This window comes from Haematospirillum sp. 15-248 (assembly GCF_012102665.1).
Taxonomy (GTDB): Bacteria; Pseudomonadota; Alphaproteobacteria; order Rhodospirillales; family Rhodospirillaceae; genus Haematospirillum.
In genome coordinates this window covers 183,752-199,537 of record NZ_JAAVTF010000002.1, presented here as the reverse complement: position 1 = coordinate 199,537, position 15,786 = coordinate 183,752, and the positions used below count along the sequence as shown (strand labels likewise).

14 protein-coding genes and 1 tRNA gene are annotated in these 15,786 nt (G+C 57.1%); 3 read left to right on the top strand and 12 right to left on the bottom strand.

Features of this window, described 5'->3' with window-relative positions; translation table 11 throughout:
- Positions 1-91: 91 nt before the first annotated feature.
- The 11 genes from HEQ72_RS11580 to HEQ72_RS03835 all read right to left on the bottom strand — a co-directional run bounded on the left by HEQ72_RS11580 (position 92) and on the right by HEQ72_RS03835 (position 11,286).
- Positions 92-799 carry a hypothetical protein gene (locus HEQ72_RS11580; RefSeq protein WP_168022620.1) on the bottom strand — a complete coding sequence of 236 codons (708 nt, stop codon included), beginning with the start codon at positions 797-799 and terminating at the stop codon, positions 92-94.
- Positions 800-1,023: 224 nt separating this feature from the next.
- Positions 1,024-1,710 (bottom strand): calcium-binding protein, encoded by a 687-nt coding sequence (locus HEQ72_RS03895; protein WP_209316173.1) that lies wholly within the window; start codon positions 1,708-1,710, stop codon positions 1,024-1,026.
- A 152-nt stretch (positions 1,711-1,862) separates the two neighbouring features.
- A complete protein-coding gene (locus HEQ72_RS11575) occupies positions 1,863-2,594 on the bottom strand; it encodes a hypothetical protein (protein ID WP_272487515.1) in 732 nt (243 codons plus the stop codon).
- A gap of 241 nt (positions 2,595-2,835) precedes the next feature.
- Complete coding sequence (locus tag HEQ72_RS11570) at positions 2,836-4,845, bottom strand: calcium-binding protein (protein ID WP_272487514.1); 2,010 nt, start codon at positions 4,843-4,845, stop codon at positions 2,836-2,838.
- A 190-nt stretch (positions 4,846-5,035) separates the two neighbouring features.
- Positions 5,036-5,317: a hypothetical protein gene (locus HEQ72_RS03865; protein ID WP_168022618.1), complete on the bottom strand. Its 282-nt coding sequence runs from the start codon at positions 5,315-5,317 to the stop codon at positions 5,036-5,038.
- 69 nt (positions 5,318-5,386) lie between these two features.
- Positions 5,387-5,462: transfer RNA gene (locus HEQ72_RS03860), tRNA-Lys, on the bottom strand.
- A 130-nt stretch (positions 5,463-5,592) separates the two neighbouring features.
- Entirely contained in the window at positions 5,593-6,753 is a 1,161-nt protein-coding gene (gene rodA, locus HEQ72_RS03855) for a rod shape-determining protein RodA (RefSeq protein ID WP_168019726.1), read from the bottom strand.
- Positions 6,753-8,729: a penicillin-binding protein 2 gene (mrdA, locus tag HEQ72_RS03850; protein ID WP_322099475.1), complete on the bottom strand. Its 1,977-nt coding sequence runs from the start codon at positions 8,727-8,729 to the stop codon at positions 6,753-6,755. The genes rodA and mrdA overlap by 1 nt, the downstream gene beginning before the upstream one ends.
- A complete protein-coding gene (mreD, locus tag HEQ72_RS03845) occupies positions 8,730-9,245 on the bottom strand; it encodes a rod shape-determining protein MreD (protein ID WP_168022617.1) in 516 nt (171 codons plus the stop codon). It lies immediately after the preceding gene.
- Between the two features lie 18 nt (positions 9,246-9,263).
- A complete protein-coding gene (gene mreC / locus HEQ72_RS03840) occupies positions 9,264-10,166 on the bottom strand; it encodes a rod shape-determining protein MreC (RefSeq protein ID WP_168022616.1) in 903 nt (300 codons plus the stop codon).
- A 79-nt stretch (positions 10,167-10,245) separates the two neighbouring features.
- Positions 10,246-11,286 (bottom strand): rod shape-determining protein, encoded by a 1,041-nt coding sequence (locus tag HEQ72_RS03835; protein ID WP_066134692.1) that lies wholly within the window; start codon positions 11,284-11,286, stop codon positions 10,246-10,248.
- Positions 11,287-11,706: 420 nt separating this feature from the next.
- Between HEQ72_RS03835 and HEQ72_RS03830 the strand changes: the two genes are divergently transcribed.
- Complete coding sequence (locus tag HEQ72_RS03830) at positions 11,707-12,426, top strand: hypothetical protein (protein ID WP_168022615.1); 720 nt, start codon at positions 11,707-11,709, stop codon at positions 12,424-12,426.
- A 68-nt stretch (positions 12,427-12,494) separates the two neighbouring features.
- A complete protein-coding gene (locus HEQ72_RS03825) occupies positions 12,495-13,736 on the top strand; it encodes an MFS transporter (RefSeq protein ID WP_168022614.1) in 1,242 nt (413 codons plus the stop codon).
- A 12-nt stretch (positions 13,737-13,748) separates the two neighbouring features.
- Here HEQ72_RS03825 and miaA read toward each other — a convergent pair whose 3' ends face one another.
- Entirely contained in the window at positions 13,749-14,840 is a 1,092-nt protein-coding gene (miaA, locus tag HEQ72_RS03820) for a tRNA (adenosine(37)-N6)-dimethylallyltransferase MiaA (RefSeq protein WP_322099474.1), read from the bottom strand.
- Here miaA and serB point away from each other — a divergent pair.
- Complete coding sequence (serB, locus tag HEQ72_RS03815) at positions 14,822-15,757, top strand: phosphoserine phosphatase SerB (RefSeq protein WP_168022613.1); 936 nt, start codon at positions 14,822-14,824, stop codon at positions 15,755-15,757. The genes miaA and serB overlap by 19 nt on opposite strands.
- Positions 15,758-15,786: the final 29 nt, after the last annotated feature.

Below are 15,786 nucleotides of genomic sequence, written 5' to 3'. Positions count from 1 at the left end.
AACAGCATCTCCCCCCTGCATCATCCAGAACAAGGATGCGGAGCAACAGCCAACGGTGCAAAAAGAAACCGAAGATAACAATCTTCAGGGGTTAGGCAATCCCATATTGAAAGACAACATCGGAGGGCTGTAGTTCAGCTACGCCCCGTAGAACGATCTGTATTTCCTGCGTGTCCACATGCCCATCCGTATCCCCCAGAAGGGTTATATCCTTGCCATTACCAGCAACACAGTACCACAGGGCATTGGCTTCCGGCTCTGTTCCGTGAAAGGACAAGGGCAAGGGGTGCTCGGGATCGGGCTTGAATCCATCCTGAACAGACGCCTGCAAAAGGGTGTCCGCAAACACAAACTGAATAACATCCCCCTGATCATGACTGAAATCCGTAATGATATCCCCCCGGGTTTCAGACACGCTGCTGTACAGGAAACGGTCAGCACCCGCACCACCGGTCAACAGGTCAGCACCCGAACCGCCGGCCAGCGTATCACGACCCGGGCCACCATCCAGAACGTCAGGCCCACCACGACCACGCAGCCAGTCATCACCATCCATCCCCTGCAACCGATTGGGGCGCCTGTCCCCGGCCAAGCTATCCGGGGCATTTCCCCCGATCACACCCGATGCATAACGGACTGTTGATACCTGCTCTCCCCCGACAAAGACAGGGGTCGGAGCACCCTCCTCCAACGAAACAACAACAGATCTGTCGGCACCGCTGTAATCCAGCACCTTGTTCTTGGAAGAATATCTCCATGTTACTTCGGCAGCGGCCAAAGGGCTTGGCAAGGAACGCATGGCGCCTCACATGACAGTCGAGGGAAGATCGTGAGCAGACGCTACACCTCTTGATTGTACCTGTGCAAGTACCAAGCTGGCTGGGAACAACCAACCCCTTTGACACAGGCTTCTTTATTTGGCTGTAAGGAAATGAATTCAGAACAAACAAAGAGAACCCCCCGAATCCACGACACCATGATTCCGGGGGGCCTGTTTATATAAGAGGTACGGAGGCGCGGGCCTTATACCCAGTATTCAAACACAAAGTCTGAACTCTGAAGGCTTGTCACGCCTTGCAGGGTCATGGAAATTTCGTGCGTGTCAACCTGACCGTCCGTATCACCGAACAGATGCAGGTCCTTGCCATTCTCGGCAACCTGGTACCACAAGGAATGAGGTGCCTCCGCTGTCCCGTTCAGGGCCATGGGCATGGGTTGCTCGGGATCAGGCACATACCCCGGCTTCGGGTGGTTATGGGCATACTGCTCTTCTTCCGTAAAAATGAAATTGATGATATCGCCCTGGCCATGATTGAAGTCGGTAATCACATCTCCTTGGGTATCGGATGCCTTCCAGTACACAAATTTGTCGGCACCCGGACCACCCGTAATGGTATCGGCGCCTTTTCCTCCGATCAGGAAATCATTGCCCGAACCACCGACCAAGGTGTCGTCACCTTTACCACCACCTAGCAGGTCATCGCCACCAAGCCCAACCAGAACATTGTTGTGGCTATCACCGTGAATGTTGTCTGGCGCCGACCCACCGATGACATTGCGGGCTCCATCTACCCACCCTGAGGAATGCCGCCCTTGTATCGATACATAGGACTGCTCAAGTGAAGCAACAATAGACCTGCTTTCACCCGCATAATCAATTGTATCCTGTGCATTCAGGCCATACATATTCCGGATCATAAATGAACTCATTGGAGAAACTCCCAAGGTAGAGTGAACGATGACAGGGTCACAAAGACCTGCCGGCAGGGCGCAGACCATCGTCCTGATTTTCAGCACAGCTGCCACATCAGGAATGATTTGCGGAAAAGTGGGAAAAATCAGGGCAAGGCCCGAAGGAACTCTCAGGTGTAGTAGTTAAATTGGATGTCAGAGTCCTGAATGTGGGCAACACCCTGAAGGGTTATCTCGACTTCATGCGTGGAAATGTCACCGTCGCTATCCCCATAAAGCACTACATCCCGACCATTTTCTGACGGCGTGTACCACAAGGTGTTTGGTGCGGGAGTGGTCCCGTTCAGAGGCAAGCGCATCGGCTTTTCAGGATCCTGGACATAACCTGGCTGCGATGCAGCATAGCTAACAGAATGATCGAACGAGAAATGAATCTCGTCGTATTCTGACCGATTGAAGTCCGTGATAATATCACCCTTGCTGTGCGACAGGCGGTTGAATACAAACACATCATATCCCGTACCACCGGTCAGGACATCGGCCCCTGGACCGGGTACGAGATAGTCATCACCTGGCCCTCCATCCAAGATATCATTGCCTCCATTACCAACCAGAATATCTCTTCCATCCATTCCCTTGAGAATATTGTCACGATCATCGCCCCTCAGAATGTCACCCGAAGATCCCCCAATAACATTCTTGTCGTAGCGGATGGATCCAATGCGCTCATCACCAACAATGATGGGCGATACAATACCAAACCCCTTGATCTGTACAAGAACGCGCTGATCTTGATCGCTGAGATCACGAGTTCCCTCCATGATGACATGCCGCTTGTCACGGGCCACATCACCTTCTGCATTCAGCCCGGCTACACCGGAATGTTCCACCGATACAGTCATCGTCAACATCCTTCCACGCAATATGCAAAACATCCATAACGAACCGTACATAGACAATCACACCCAGAAGGAGAGTCAAGGTAATTTTGACAATTAAAATCAGGTAATTTGTCATTAAAAGGACAGAAATATGTGCATCTACCGTCGCGGCGTAGGCCCAGTATCAAACAAAAAACAGGGCCCTTCCTACAGAGCCCTGCACCATGCATCCGAAATGGAAAAAATAACGAGAATTCCATTTTTATATAATAAAATCAGATAGGTGGAGAGATTCTAATCCTGGCATGGACACCACCACTTCCCACGTATCCACATCACCATCAATATCAGCAATCAAAATCAGCCCAGCTTCCTGATCTGCAAGGCGATACCAGAATGTATGCGGCGTGGCCACGGCATCAGAAAATCTGAAAGGCTGCTGTCCGACAAAGTCAGGGTTGGCATCAAACTGGTGGTGCAGCCAAATCCGGTCCCCCTGCGCACGATTGAAATCTGTTATCGTATCCCCATGCATATCCCACAAGCGAAAGTAGCCAAACAAATCAGCACCGGACCCACCAGTCAGGCTATCAGCGCCTTGGCCACTGAAAAGAGAGTCATGCCCCGGACCTCCGTCAAGAACATCGTCACCATCTCCTCCATACAAGGTATCACTCCCCCCCTCACCCCGAAGAACATCCTTTCCACCCCGGGAACGGAACCAGTTACTTTTACCATCACCAGTCAAGAGATCATTCCCGTCCCCGGTCTCAATCTGCTCGACATTACGCAAGCTGTCCTCAATGCTTCCGCCAATACGAACATAAGCATGCGTTGAGCCATTCAAGGTCACGGCAACATTTTCCACCCGGTTACTGTACACGGCGCGATCAAATCCATCACCCCCGTCCAGAACATCACGATCGGGGCCCCCATCCAGAACATCATTACCGGAGCTGCCAAACAAAAAGTCACGACCGGCCCCACCAGACAACTGATTGTCACGGTTGTTCCCGATCAGATGGTCATGCCCCGCACCCGTGACAATATTTTCAACACTGCGCAAGAGGTCTTCGTGAACTCCGTTGACGTACACAATACCATCGCCGGAATCATTCAACAGGACATACACAGAAGCTGTGTCACGCCGGGTATACAGCGCTGTATCATCACCGGCTCCCCCGTCCAGAACGTCGTTGCCTTCACCGCCATCCAGCAGGTCATTCCCCTCCCGTCCCATCAGGACATCATTTCCCCGGTTGCCCCAGAACATATTATGGCGGGTGTCACCGACCAAAACGTCGTGACCGTCACCACCCTCAACGTACTCGATATGACGGAGCGTATCTTCAGCAACACCCCCGACGTAAACAATCGTGTCCGCTCCGTTATCAAGATTGACAACCACGGCCTCGTTTTTCTCCCGGTAGATTGCCGTATCGCGGTCCCCCTCACCGCCATCGATCAGATCTTTTCCCTCGCCACCGTGCAGATCATCATTCCCGCCTCGCCCACGCAGGGTGTCATCTCCCTTTCCTCCGCACAGGTAATTGGGTTCATCATCGCCCACCAGAACATCGGACCCATCCCCGCCTTCCAGACTCTCGATATTCTTCAGGGTATCTTCCGGTCGCCCGCCAACGAAGACTACGCTCTCCAGCGGCCCCATCAGGACGGCCAGAACCGGTTCCTGCCTGTCGCTATAAGACGCCGCATCATACGCACCCAGTCCACCGTCAATCCGGTCTGCCCCTGTCCCTCCACGCAAGGTATCACGAGAAAGCGGGCTTCCGATCAGAAGGTCATCGCCATGACCACCGACCAAATCCACAGCATGGTGAATCTGGTGGCTGGCATCCAGAACATTGGGAAAGCGCAAAGCCCCATCAACGCTCGTGATGGACGCCATGGATGGATCATGCCAGTCCACAGAAACGGGGGACGACGCTTCAGCAAGATTCAAATGACCATCGCCGGCTGTCAGAACCAGACCAAGATCATCAGCCGATACACTTTTCACACCCGGCAAACGGTAACGGGCTTCAACGGTACGCAGGTCTCCGTCGGCATCAATAAAAATATCAAGGTTGTTCGCGTCACGTGAAAACCAGACCCCATACCGGAATGGATCCTGCCCACTGAACACCAATACAGAAGACAAAGGAGACAACATAGACCTCAGGGACTGCAGGGCATCAAGCCCATTTCCTGACACATCAGCGCTCTCCCTTAACACAACGTGGACAGAACGATCTTGGTCAATAGTATGCATGGCACCCCCCTTCCAAAAGAAAAGAGATGAAACCATAAGTTTAAAATGGAGACAGGTCCATCATCATACCGCCACAATAATATAATCACGAATTATACATACACATTACACAGAACTGTTTATTGCCGCATAACATACGTGCATGACCAATAAAGTACATGATTATCAGACTATTCTTATAAAGATGCATCTACCGAAGAACATCCTGCACAGCGACAACAAGATCGAATTCCGCAGGGTTCTGGATACCATCAGCGTCCATCAAACGAACCGCAAAACGCAGAAGGGTCCGGCAGGCTACAGCATCAGCAGCAAGGGAACGCAGTGCACTGTCGACAGCCTCACGCTCCGGGCGCAAACGCCGAATCCATCCGGCAAGCACGGAACAGCTATCGCTGGGCAGTTCTCCCCCGCCCACTTGTATCACGTTGGCTGCATAATCAAGCATAACGCCGACATCGGCATCGTCCATCAAGCCATCTACATGAGCAAGACCTAGAAAAAATAAAAAACCCGGCCTTCTAGGCCGGGTTTTTTATATTGGTGGGTGCACAAGGACTCGAACCTTGGACCCGCTGATTAAGAGTCAGCTGCTCTACCAACTGAGCTATGCACCCAATAGATTGTTTTTACGGAAGAACCGCGAAAACCTCCCCCTGTCGGAGAGGGGCGTTTTATAGCCCTCACCCTATGGGATGACAAGAGAAAAATACGTCCCTGCCATTCACGCGCTCTATCAGCCAGACCCTACCCATCATCAAAGGCACCGCCGCGACCGATATGAACATCGCGGTGCACATGCACACTCATCAAAATACCAAACCCCAGCATCAGGGTAATCATGGCCGTACCGCCATAGGAAATCAGGGGCAAGGGGACCCCGACCACCGGAATCAGCCCCATCACCATGGCGGTGTTGATGAAAATGTATAAGAAGAAGTTGCACACAATGCCTATGGCCACCAGCCGCCCAAACTGATGGCGGCAACGCAGGGCAATGGCGTATCCATAAGCAATAACCAGGATATAAAGCCCCAGAAGCCCCATACCCCCCAGCATGCCGAACTCTTCACCCAGCATGGTAAAGATAAAGTCTGTCTGATGCTCGGGCAGAAAGTTCAAATGGCTCTGGGTTCCCTGCATGTACCCCTTTCCCAGCACCCCCCCGGACCCCAGGGCTATCTTGGACTGGGTAATGTGATAACCCGCCCCGAGGGGATCACGCGAAGGATCGAGAAACGTCAGGACACGGTTTTTCTGGTAATCGCGCAACATGCTCCAGGCGACAGGAATGAAGGCCACCCCTGATACACCGCCAACAATAAAGATCCAGATCCGTACCCCAGCCGCAAACAAAAGCGCAACCGCGCCCATCATCAACAGAAGGGCGGTCCCCAGATCGGGTTGCTTGAGAACCAGAACCACCGGCGCCGCAACGATCAGTACCGGGGGCACAAGAAAGGTCAGGCTGCGCACCTCATCGTGATCTGCGCCATGGAAATACCGGGCCAGACACAGAATAACCGCAATCTTCATGATTTCTGAAGGCTGGATCTGGAAGACCCCCAGATCAATCCAGCGCTGCGCCCCCATACCGATCTCGCCGCGCACCTCCACCCCGACCAGCAGGATCAGACCAACAGCATACGCTACATAGGCATAACGCATGAACTGGCGAATATCGATCACCGCACAGGCCAGGAGGAACAACAGCCCAACCCCGAAACGAACAACCTGCCGATCCGCCCAAGGCGACCAATCCCCTCCGGCGGCTGAATACAGCATCATGAAACCAACAGAGGCCAGCAGGACAAGCAGCAAGATCAGGGACCAGCTGACATGCCACAGCTTTTCGCCTACAGGCATGTCGCCACGCCGGCGGCGCGTACCGGAAAGACCAAGGGACATCAGCCGCCCCTCCCGTTCTGGGTTTCAACATCAAGCGAGGGCATCTCGTCCGGTTCAACCGGGAACGATTCCTCGGGAACCGATGTGGCCTGTGCGGTTACGGGCTGTGCGGAACGCGCCGGATCCAGGCGCAGGGTTTCCGCCATGACCGAACGGGCAATCGGGGCCGCCGTGGCAGCCCCCCCACCGCCATGTTCAATAACAACGGCCACAGCATAACGGGGCGTGGACACCGGCGCATAACAGACAAACAACGCGTGATCGCGGCGTTCCCATGGCAGATGCTCATTCTTGATCACGCCGGTTTCCCGCTCCGCCCGCGAAATGCGCCGCACCTGGGCTGTCCCCGTCTTGCCTGCCATTTCCCCAAGATCCGACGGCAGCCTGGCCCGACGTGCGGTTCCTCCATCGGCATTCACAGCTTCCCACATCGCCCTTTGAACCAGCTGCATATGGGCCGCCGGAATACCCATGTCCGGCCCCGGCGTCGGCACACGCGGCACCAAGCTGCCCTGACTGTTCACAGTGACCCGCGACAGGGTTGGATGGACAGCCAATCCCCCGTTGGCAATACGGGCCGTCATCATCGCAAGCTGGAGAGGTGTTGCGGTTATATACCCTTGGCCAATGGCAGCCACCACGCTCTCGCCCGGGTGCCAGACATCCCCCATGACGGCCTGTTTCCAGCCACGGTCCGGTATCAGACCGGGTTTCTCCCCGGGCAGGTCAATACCGGTCAGGGTTCCAAGACCAAAGCGACGGGCCATGTCGGCAATCCGGTCAATCCCCAGACGACGCCCCACTTCATAGAAGTACACGTCACAGGAATGACGAACAGACCCGACCATATCAACATGGCCATGCCCCTGCTTGCGCCAACAATGAAACTTGGCCGTCCCCAAGGTAAAACTTCCCGGACAGTACACCGTCTGCTCAGGGCGAATGACACCGGCTTCCAGGGCTGCCAGCAAGACAATCATCTTGAAGACCGACCCCGGAGCATACTGACCGGCAATGGGCTTGTTTGCCAAAGGCCCCTTGGGATTACCGGTCAAGGCTTTCCATTCTTCAGCCGTAAGCCCCCGGCTGAACGCATTGGGGTCATACCCGGGCTGTGATGCCAGGGCCAGAAGCTCTCCGGTCATGACATCCATCACAACGACCGTCCCGCTTTCATCCCCGATCGCCTTGCAGGCAAAGTCCTGAATTCTGGAGTCAATGCTCAGGGCCAGTTCTGACCCGGTCTGGCCATCAACCCGCGCCAGTTCACGGATAACACGGCCAACAGCGTTCACCTCCACCTGCAAGGTACCGCCTGTTCCACGCAGGGCACGATCAAACTGGCGTTCGAGTCCGGCCTTTCCGATCCGGAAACCGGGCAGATCAAGCAGAGGATCCTCGGAGCCGACAAGATCCTCTTCCGAGACAGCCGCAACATAACCCAGGACATGCGAGGCCTCGGCACCAAAAGGGTAGTAACGCGCCAAACCTTCGTCGATGAAAACACCGGGCAAGTCCGGCGCATTGACCTGGATCCGGGCCATTTCCTCCCAGGTCAGGTTTTCACGAACCGGCACCGGTACAAACCGGCGCTTGCGGCGTACTTCGCGCAGAACCCTTGTCTTGTCCCCCTCACCCAACGGCACGATCCGACCGAAACGTTCCAGGGTTCCGGACAGGTCCGGTGTTTGTTCAGAAATGATCAGGGCCCGGAAGTTCTGCTGGTTCACAGCCATGGGCACGCCGAACCGATCAACAATCTGGCCACGGGGAGGAGGAAGCAAACGCAGGTTGATGCGGTTTTCTTCGGCCAGGGTGGCATATTTCTCGGCCTCGACCACCTGAAGAAAATACATCCGCCCGACCAGCGTTGCCAAAAGGGCAGCCTTGCCAGCCCCCAGAACAGCGATCCGACGCGTAAACAGCCGGGTCAGATCCTGTTCCCTGCGCGCTCCGCCCAGTGTACTTGAAGCCACTCAGACCTCCCGCAGAAAAGCCATCTGCAGCCGCCCGAAAATCCATGCGACCAGAGGATAAAAGGTGACAGTCATAAAGAACGTTGCCAGCGCCAGCGGCGGATCAGACACCATGCCCTGGGCAAGACCGGAAAGGGCCCACCGCACAACCGTGGCAAAAGCCGCAACCACCAGAAAAGCCCACCACGTTACGATAAAAGACCGATTGCGGAAGAAGCGTTCCTGGGTCAGCACGATCATCAGCGACAGCAGCAGGGTCAGGGAACCAACCCCCAGAGGCGTTGCACCCAGAATATCTTCCAGAAGGCCAACAAAGAAAGCCGTGCCGTATCCGGTGATATCCGGCCGCTGGACACCCCAGTAATAAATGCCGACCAGGGTCAGCATTGGCGATATACTGGCAAAGCCGGGCACATGCGTGGGCGTGGCCTCAACCAGCATCAGGGCAAGACACAGAAAAAACGGCAACTGGTGCCGGGCAAGTATATCCAGCCTTTGCAACAGGGATGGCTGCATGTCGCTCCTCCGCGCCCCTCAGCGGTTCTTTTCCGTCCGGGATTCCCCCGCCGCACCGTCAATGGATGGCGAGGCAAGGTCACTGATGACATCGGATACACCATAGTCAACCACCCGGACATACTCCAGACGGTCACGCTGGTAATAAGGCTTGATGCGGATCTCGCCATCGTTGACAGATGCCACAACACCTACCGGCAAACCCGGCGGAAAAACACCGGCCACGCCTGATGTGGCCACACGATCCCCTGGCACCACCGCCATCTGCCCGCGGGAAAACATCAGCCGCGGTCGGTCGGTATTATCGCCGGCCAGTATAGCACGCTGCCGGGCATTGCCGATCGCAACGGGAATCCGACTGTTGATATCGGTCAGAAGCAAAACGCGCGAAGCACGCCGCCCTGTTTCGATTACACGACCGACCAATCCCTCACCGGAAACAACGGCATGCCCCTTGGAAACTAATTCGCGGGCACCGGCCGTTACCAGGACAGAGTGCGCAAAAGCACCGCCAGTATCAGCCACAACGCGTGCGGATACAAATGTTGCCTGGGGACCGGGAACAAAATGCATCAGCTGGCGCAAGGATTCGTTTTCTGTCTCCAATACCCTGGCTGCTGTCTGCCAGCGCAACAAACGCGCATTCTCGTCGCGCAAGCGGGCGTTTTCTTCCCGAATGGCAGCCAATTCGCGGATATTGGCGGTCACAGCCGTGATAAAGGACGCAGGCTGGGACATCACATCCATAACCGGAACCAAGGCATCGGCTACCCAGATCCTGACACTGCGGACAGCAACCGTATCCGCCTTGCCGACAAGCATCAGGGCAAACGACAGGATCACCAGAACGACAAAGGCAAAACGCCCGAACAAGGTGCGCAGATGGCTCAGCCGTGTTGACGTCGGCGCAGATTGCTTCACGTTCGGTCAGCCCCTGTTTGTGTTGCCGGCAGACTGTGGAAGTATAGCACAGCTTCCCGGAATAGCACGACCAGAGCGCTCAGTACATCGACGTCAACACGTTGCGCAGCTTCTTCAGCTCCTCCAGGGCCCGTCCTGTTCCCAAGGCAACACACGACAAGGGATCGTCGGCAATGGAAACCGGCAGCCCGGTGGACACACGCAACACATAGTCCAGGTTCTTCAGAAGGGCACCACCGCCGGTCAGGACAATGCCTTTTTCAACGATGTCCGCAGCCAGTTCCGGAGCCGTGTGCTCCAGCGCAACCTTGACTGCCTCCACAATATTGGCAACAGGCTCAGCAAGGCTTTCCGCGATTTGCCGCTCCGAAATAACCAGCTCTTTCGGGACACCGTTCATCAGGTCACGCCCCTTGATCTCGATGGTACGTCCCTCACCCTCATAAGGGGGGCAGGCACACCCGATATCTTTCTTGATGCGCTCCGCCGATCCTTCGCCAACAAGCAGATTATGATTGCGCCGGATGTAGGCGATGATCGCCTCGTCCATTTTGTCGCCACCGACACGAACGCTGCGGGCATAGACGATTCCACCCAGTGACAGCACGGCCACTTCGGTGGTTCCGCCACCGATGTCAACCACCATCGACCCTGTCGGCTCGGTCACGGGAAGCCCGGCACCGATCGCGGCAGCCATCGGCTCCTCGATCAGATAGACCCTGCGGGCACCGGCAGCTTCGGCTGATTCCTGGATCGCGCGTCGCTCGACAGCCGTTGACCCGGACGGAACGCAGATGATAACCATCGGGCTGGCAAAAGAACGACGGTTATGCACTTTGCGGATGAAGTGCTTGATCATCTCCTCGGCGACTTCAAAGTCGGCGATGACACCATCGCGCAAGGGACGTATGGCCTGGATATTGCCCGGCGTGCGGCCCAGCATCTGCTTGGCCTCGTCCCCGACGGCCAGAACCTGCTTCTTGCCCTTGACCTCGGCGATGGCAACCACCGATGGTTCATTCAGAACGATACCGCGCCCCTTGACGTACACCAGTGTGTTGGCGGTACCAAGATCAATAGCCATATCGGCGGAGAGCCAGCCGGTCATCCTAGAAAGCATCTTGCCTCACTCGTCCTAAACGGGGTCGTTGCCTGGCGCCGGAAACGGCGGAACAATCTTTTGTATCGACCATCCGGAAACGCCAGCACCCAACGGCGGGGCCTGCTTTTCCCGAACGTTTGCGACATTGCTGCACACGCTGTTGCGCATCGCTGCCGCATCACCGCTGCCTGTTCGCCCAAACAACAGGTGACCGTGTGTTTATCTTCTGCCGCACGGTGAAGTTCAAGGGGAAACGATGCAGCGGATCATTCTTTTTCTCGCTTTCCACACCAATATCCTCCACAGTGCCGTCGTATATTTGCTGAACAAGCTTGTTCACAGGTTATCATGCCCTACGTTTTCGCCTCTGCCGATGCCGCACAGGGATCCGACACCCTTCTGACAAATATGACTTAATACCATGCACCGGTTTATCACATGACTGCCTTGTCCATCACACTTGCCTTGCGTCATACCCTCCAGGCGATTGCCCACGTCCCGAACCTTCTGGCGCACCTGATGCTGCCGGCACTGGCTGTCGCGACCCTGTCGGCTGGAATGCGGTTCAGCCTTGGACAGGAACACCCGGCGCTTGTAATCCCAAGCCTCCTGGAACTGTGGCTGGGGATCACACTCAGCGCCAATATGGCACGCTTGGCTGTCCTGGGGCCCGATGACCTGGAAAATCCCGGTCGCGCAGCCTGGCATCTGGGCAGACGGGAACTGGTGGTTCTGGTGATGAACATGTTGGTTGCCGCCCCCTTCTTCGTCAGCCTGGCTGTATTTGGAGCCATAGGAGCAGGATCCACCAACGCAGGCCCCGCAATGGGCGTTCTGCTTGCCCTGGCTGTAGCTGGCGGAGCATGGGTTGCCCTGCGTCTCAGCCTGGCACCGGTTGCGGCTGCGCTGGACCTGCCGGCCCCGGCCAGGGTCAGCTGGCGCGCATCGGATGGCATAGTCCTGAAGCTGTTTCTGCTGGGACTGGCCTGCACGCCGGTACACCTGCCATGGTTTGCCCTTCAGGTCACCGAACCGGACTCAGTCCTAGCTGGAATGCTGGCCGGTATCCTGCAGGTGATGGCCATGACATTCAGCTGGCTGGCCTTGGGGTTTGCCTTCCGGCAGGTCCGGGACCGGGAGGGACAGACAGTATCCTGATCCTGAAAGCATGACGTGTGCACGGACATGCGTCTGCGACCTTAAACACCAGCACAAGGGGGCCTGTTTTGGGGCATAAGACCATACTCAGCCTGGCGGGAATCTATCTCGTCATTTTCATCGACAGCCTGGGGGCCAGCCTGATCATCCCGATGCTGACCCCCATAGTCCATAACCCGGATATCGGGTTGATGGCCTCCGGAACCGAACACTATCGCAATATCCTGTATGGCGTGGCTCTGGGTGCCTTTTCCTTGGCCATGTTTTTTGGCTCCCCCCTGCTTGGCTCACTGTCAGACAGCCTGGGACGCAAAAAGACCCTGCTGATCTGCCTGGCCGGTCTGGCAGCCAGCTATAGCCTGATGACCTTTGCCATCATGCTGAAAAGCGTGTGGCTGTTCATTGGCGGGCGACTGGTCGGTGGGTTTTTCTCCGGCAGCCTGCCGGTTGCCCAGGCTGCCATTATTGATGTCACCGAACCGGATCACCGCGCCCGCTTTATCGGCTACATCATGTTTGCAGTTTCCCTGGGGTATGTGATTGGCCCACTGGTTGGCGGGTGGTTGAGCAATCCGGATATTACGCCCTGGTTCAGCCTGACAACGCCGTTTGTGTTTGTTGCCGTCCTGTCTGTGATCAACCTGCTGGCCCTGCTGCTGACCTTCAGGGACAGCAGCCATACAGGATCCGACCGTGTACCCTACCAGAACCCGGTTCGCACCCTTGCCGATGCCTTCCGTTCCGACAGCGCCCGCACCTGCTGTATCCTGCTGCTGTTCATGCTGGTGGGGTGGAACACCTTTTTCCAGTTCATTGGTCTGTTTGTCACCCTGGAGCGGAACTTTGACCCACAGACGGTCAGTCATCTGGTTGCCTGGGCCGGTTTCGGCCTGGCCGTGTCTTTTCTGGTTCTGGTGGGCTTGGCCCTGAAATACATGAAGCCTGCCACCATGGTCTCACTGGCCCTGTTCCTCATGGCCCTGTGTATCGGGGGGGCTCTGTTTGTCTCCCACCCCTATGCACAGTATGCTCTGGCCACCATCGGGGCCTGTGGCTTCGGCCTGTCCTACAGCGGGCTGATGGCACGCCTGTCCGCCAGCTTCGATGCAGACCGGCAAGGCTCCATCATGGGGCTTGCTGCGGCAATTGCGGCCTTCAGCGCCGGCTTCTCGGCATTCTCTTTCGGAGCCATGGCCAATATCAGCCCCGGCGCCCCCCTTGCGGCGGCGCTGGCTTGCGTTGTTCTGGCCCTGTTGCTGAGCTGCCGGCCATCGCTGGATCCCGCGGCAACCCTCCAGAGCCAACCTTGATTCCACCCCGGGTCACAGCCCGGCTAACAGAGCTGCAGCCTGCTCGCACCACTGTCGGGAATCCTCCCCCGACAGGCGCAGGGTTGCCGGCAATTGATGCCGGAACCAGGTAACCTGCCGCTTGGCAAAGTTGCGGGTTGCCTGTTGGGCTGCATCAATCGCGGCTTCTTCCGACATTACCTCATGCAACAACGCCCGCAGTTCCGGCACACCCAGTGCCTTCAGGACCGGGGCATCGGCAGGCAGCTCCATGGCATCCAGGGCCCGCACCTCGTCGCGTGCCCCCTGTTGCATCATCTGCACAAAACGCAGGTCACAACGCTGGTAGAGCCACGGACGTGCCGGATCCAGAATGATGGTCAGGACATCCGCATCAACAACCGGCACCGGCGGTTCTTTCTGCCATGCGGTGATGGACCGTCCGGTTGCCTCCAGAACCTCCAGCGCCCGGATCTGTCTCTGGGTATCCCCCACCGACAGACGGGCCGCTGTTACGGGATCCCGCTCTGTCAGCAGGGCATGAAAGGCAACATTCCCGATGTCGTCCATCAGCGCCCGTGCCTGCACCCGCACATCCCATGGAACATCTGGTATCGGCGACAACCCATACACCAAGGCACGCAGGTACAAACCCGTCCCGCCAGTGACAACGGGCAGGACGCCCTGCTCCCGGCATCGGGCAATATCCTGCGCCGCCATATCAGCCCAGCGCGCTGCCGAACACACTTCGTCCCCACCAAGCACACCATACAGGCTGTGGGGAACGCTTTGCTCATCCTCCACAGTCGGGCGGGCCGTGACCACGCACAGTTCGCGGTACACCTGCATGGAATCCGCATTGATAACGCAGCCACCAAAGCGATGGGCCAGATCCAGGGCCAAGGCAGACTTACCGCTGGCTGTTGGCCCGGCCACCACCACCACGGCCCTGTCACGCTGCACGTGGCCCAATGCATTAATTACCCTTGCCAACTGTCTTTCCTGCCCCGTAATACCTGTATCCGGATGACATACCGGGGCAAAAACCCCGGCTTCCGCGCCGGCATTCTGACCGCCTGTTCTCTTCCTTGCAAGGGCTGCCAAAAATGGATTGTGTGCTGACACTCATCGCCCCCGAAGCCGGTCAGTTGAGCCCGGACATGGTAAACACCGCGCGTGCCGCCCTGCGCAGCCGCCATGCCGAAACCGGGCGCCCGGAATGGCTGGCAAAGGAAGAAGCGTGCGACATTCCCTTTAGCGCCATCGACCCCAGCCTGGCCGATGCCGCTGTTCGCCACGTCCTGCAGGGGTACCAGCTTGACTGCATCAGCCAGCGCACGGAACACCGCCGCAAGATGCTTCTGGTCGCCGACATGGACTCCACCATCATTACCGGGGAAACGCTGGATGATCTGGCCGCCTTTGCCGGGGTCCAAGACAGGATCACGGCCATCACGGCCAAAGCCATGCGGGGCGAACTGGATTTCGAGGCCGCCCTGGAGGAACGCGTGGCCATGCTGCGCGGCCTGCCGGTCAGCACGCTGGAACAGACATGGCAGGCCATCACCCTGACTCCGGGTGCCCGCACACTGGTACAAACCATGCGGGCCCACGGGGCTTATTGCCTTCTGGCTTCCGGGGGATTCACGTTCTTCACAGAACGGGTTGCCCGGACCTGTGGCTTTGACGAACACCAGGGCAATACCCTTGAGCTGAACGGGCAAACCCTGGCCGGAACCGTCGCGTACCCGATCCTGAATCAGGGAACCAAGCTCCGCCTGCTGATGGAACGCGCCGGCGCACGGCACATCCCCCTCAGCGCCACGGCGGCAATCGGGGATGGCGCCAACGACATTCCCATGCTGAAAGCCGCCGGCCTTGGCATTGCCTGGCGGGCAAAGCCCTTGGTCCACAGCAGCACGGCGTTCCGGCTGGATTACTGCGACCTGACCGGGCTGTTGTATACCCAAGGGTATCGCAAGGACCAGATACAGGAAAACAGCAACCCCGGTTGCGAAGCGACCGTCACTGATATAGCGTAACAGGTGGGACTGAACGGGGGACCGGGGGG

What these genes read in the sequence shown, in the direction of transcription:
- serB (WP_168022613.1), top strand. Translation starts at nt 14,822, where the DNA reads ATGGATTGTGTGCTGACACTCATCGCCCCCGAAGCCGGTCAGTTGAGC.
- HEQ72_RS03835 (WP_066134692.1), bottom strand. Translation starts at nt 11,286, where the DNA reads ATGCTTTCTAGGATGACCGGCTGGCTCTCCGCCGATATGGCTATTGAT.
- HEQ72_RS11570 (WP_272487514.1), bottom strand. Translation starts at nt 4,845, where the DNA reads ATGCATACTATTGACCAAGATCGTTCTGTCCACGTTGTGTTAAGGGAG.
- HEQ72_RS03830 (WP_168022615.1), top strand. Translation starts at nt 11,707, where the DNA reads ATGACTGCCTTGTCCATCACACTTGCCTTGCGTCATACCCTCCAGGCG.
- HEQ72_RS03865 (WP_168022618.1), bottom strand. Translation starts at nt 5,317, where the DNA reads ATGGACGATGCCGATGTCGGCGTTATGCTTGATTATGCAGCCAACGTG.
- HEQ72_RS03895 (WP_209316173.1), bottom strand. Translation starts at nt 1,710, where the DNA reads ATGAGTTCATTTATGATCCGGAATATGTATGGCCTGAATGCACAGGAT.
- HEQ72_RS11580 (WP_168022620.1), bottom strand. Translation starts at nt 799, where the DNA reads ATGCGTTCCTTGCCAAGCCCTTTGGCCGCTGCCGAAGTAACATGGAGA.
- rodA (WP_168019726.1), bottom strand. Translation starts at nt 6,753, where the DNA reads ATGTCCCTTGGTCTTTCCGGTACGCGCCGCCGGCGTGGCGACATGCCT.
- HEQ72_RS11575 (WP_272487515.1), bottom strand. Translation starts at nt 2,594, where the DNA reads ATGACTGTATCGGTGGAACATTCCGGTGTAGCCGGGCTGAATGCAGAA.
- mreD (WP_168022617.1), bottom strand. Translation starts at nt 9,245, where the DNA reads ATGCAGCCATCCCTGTTGCAAAGGCTGGATATACTTGCCCGGCACCAG.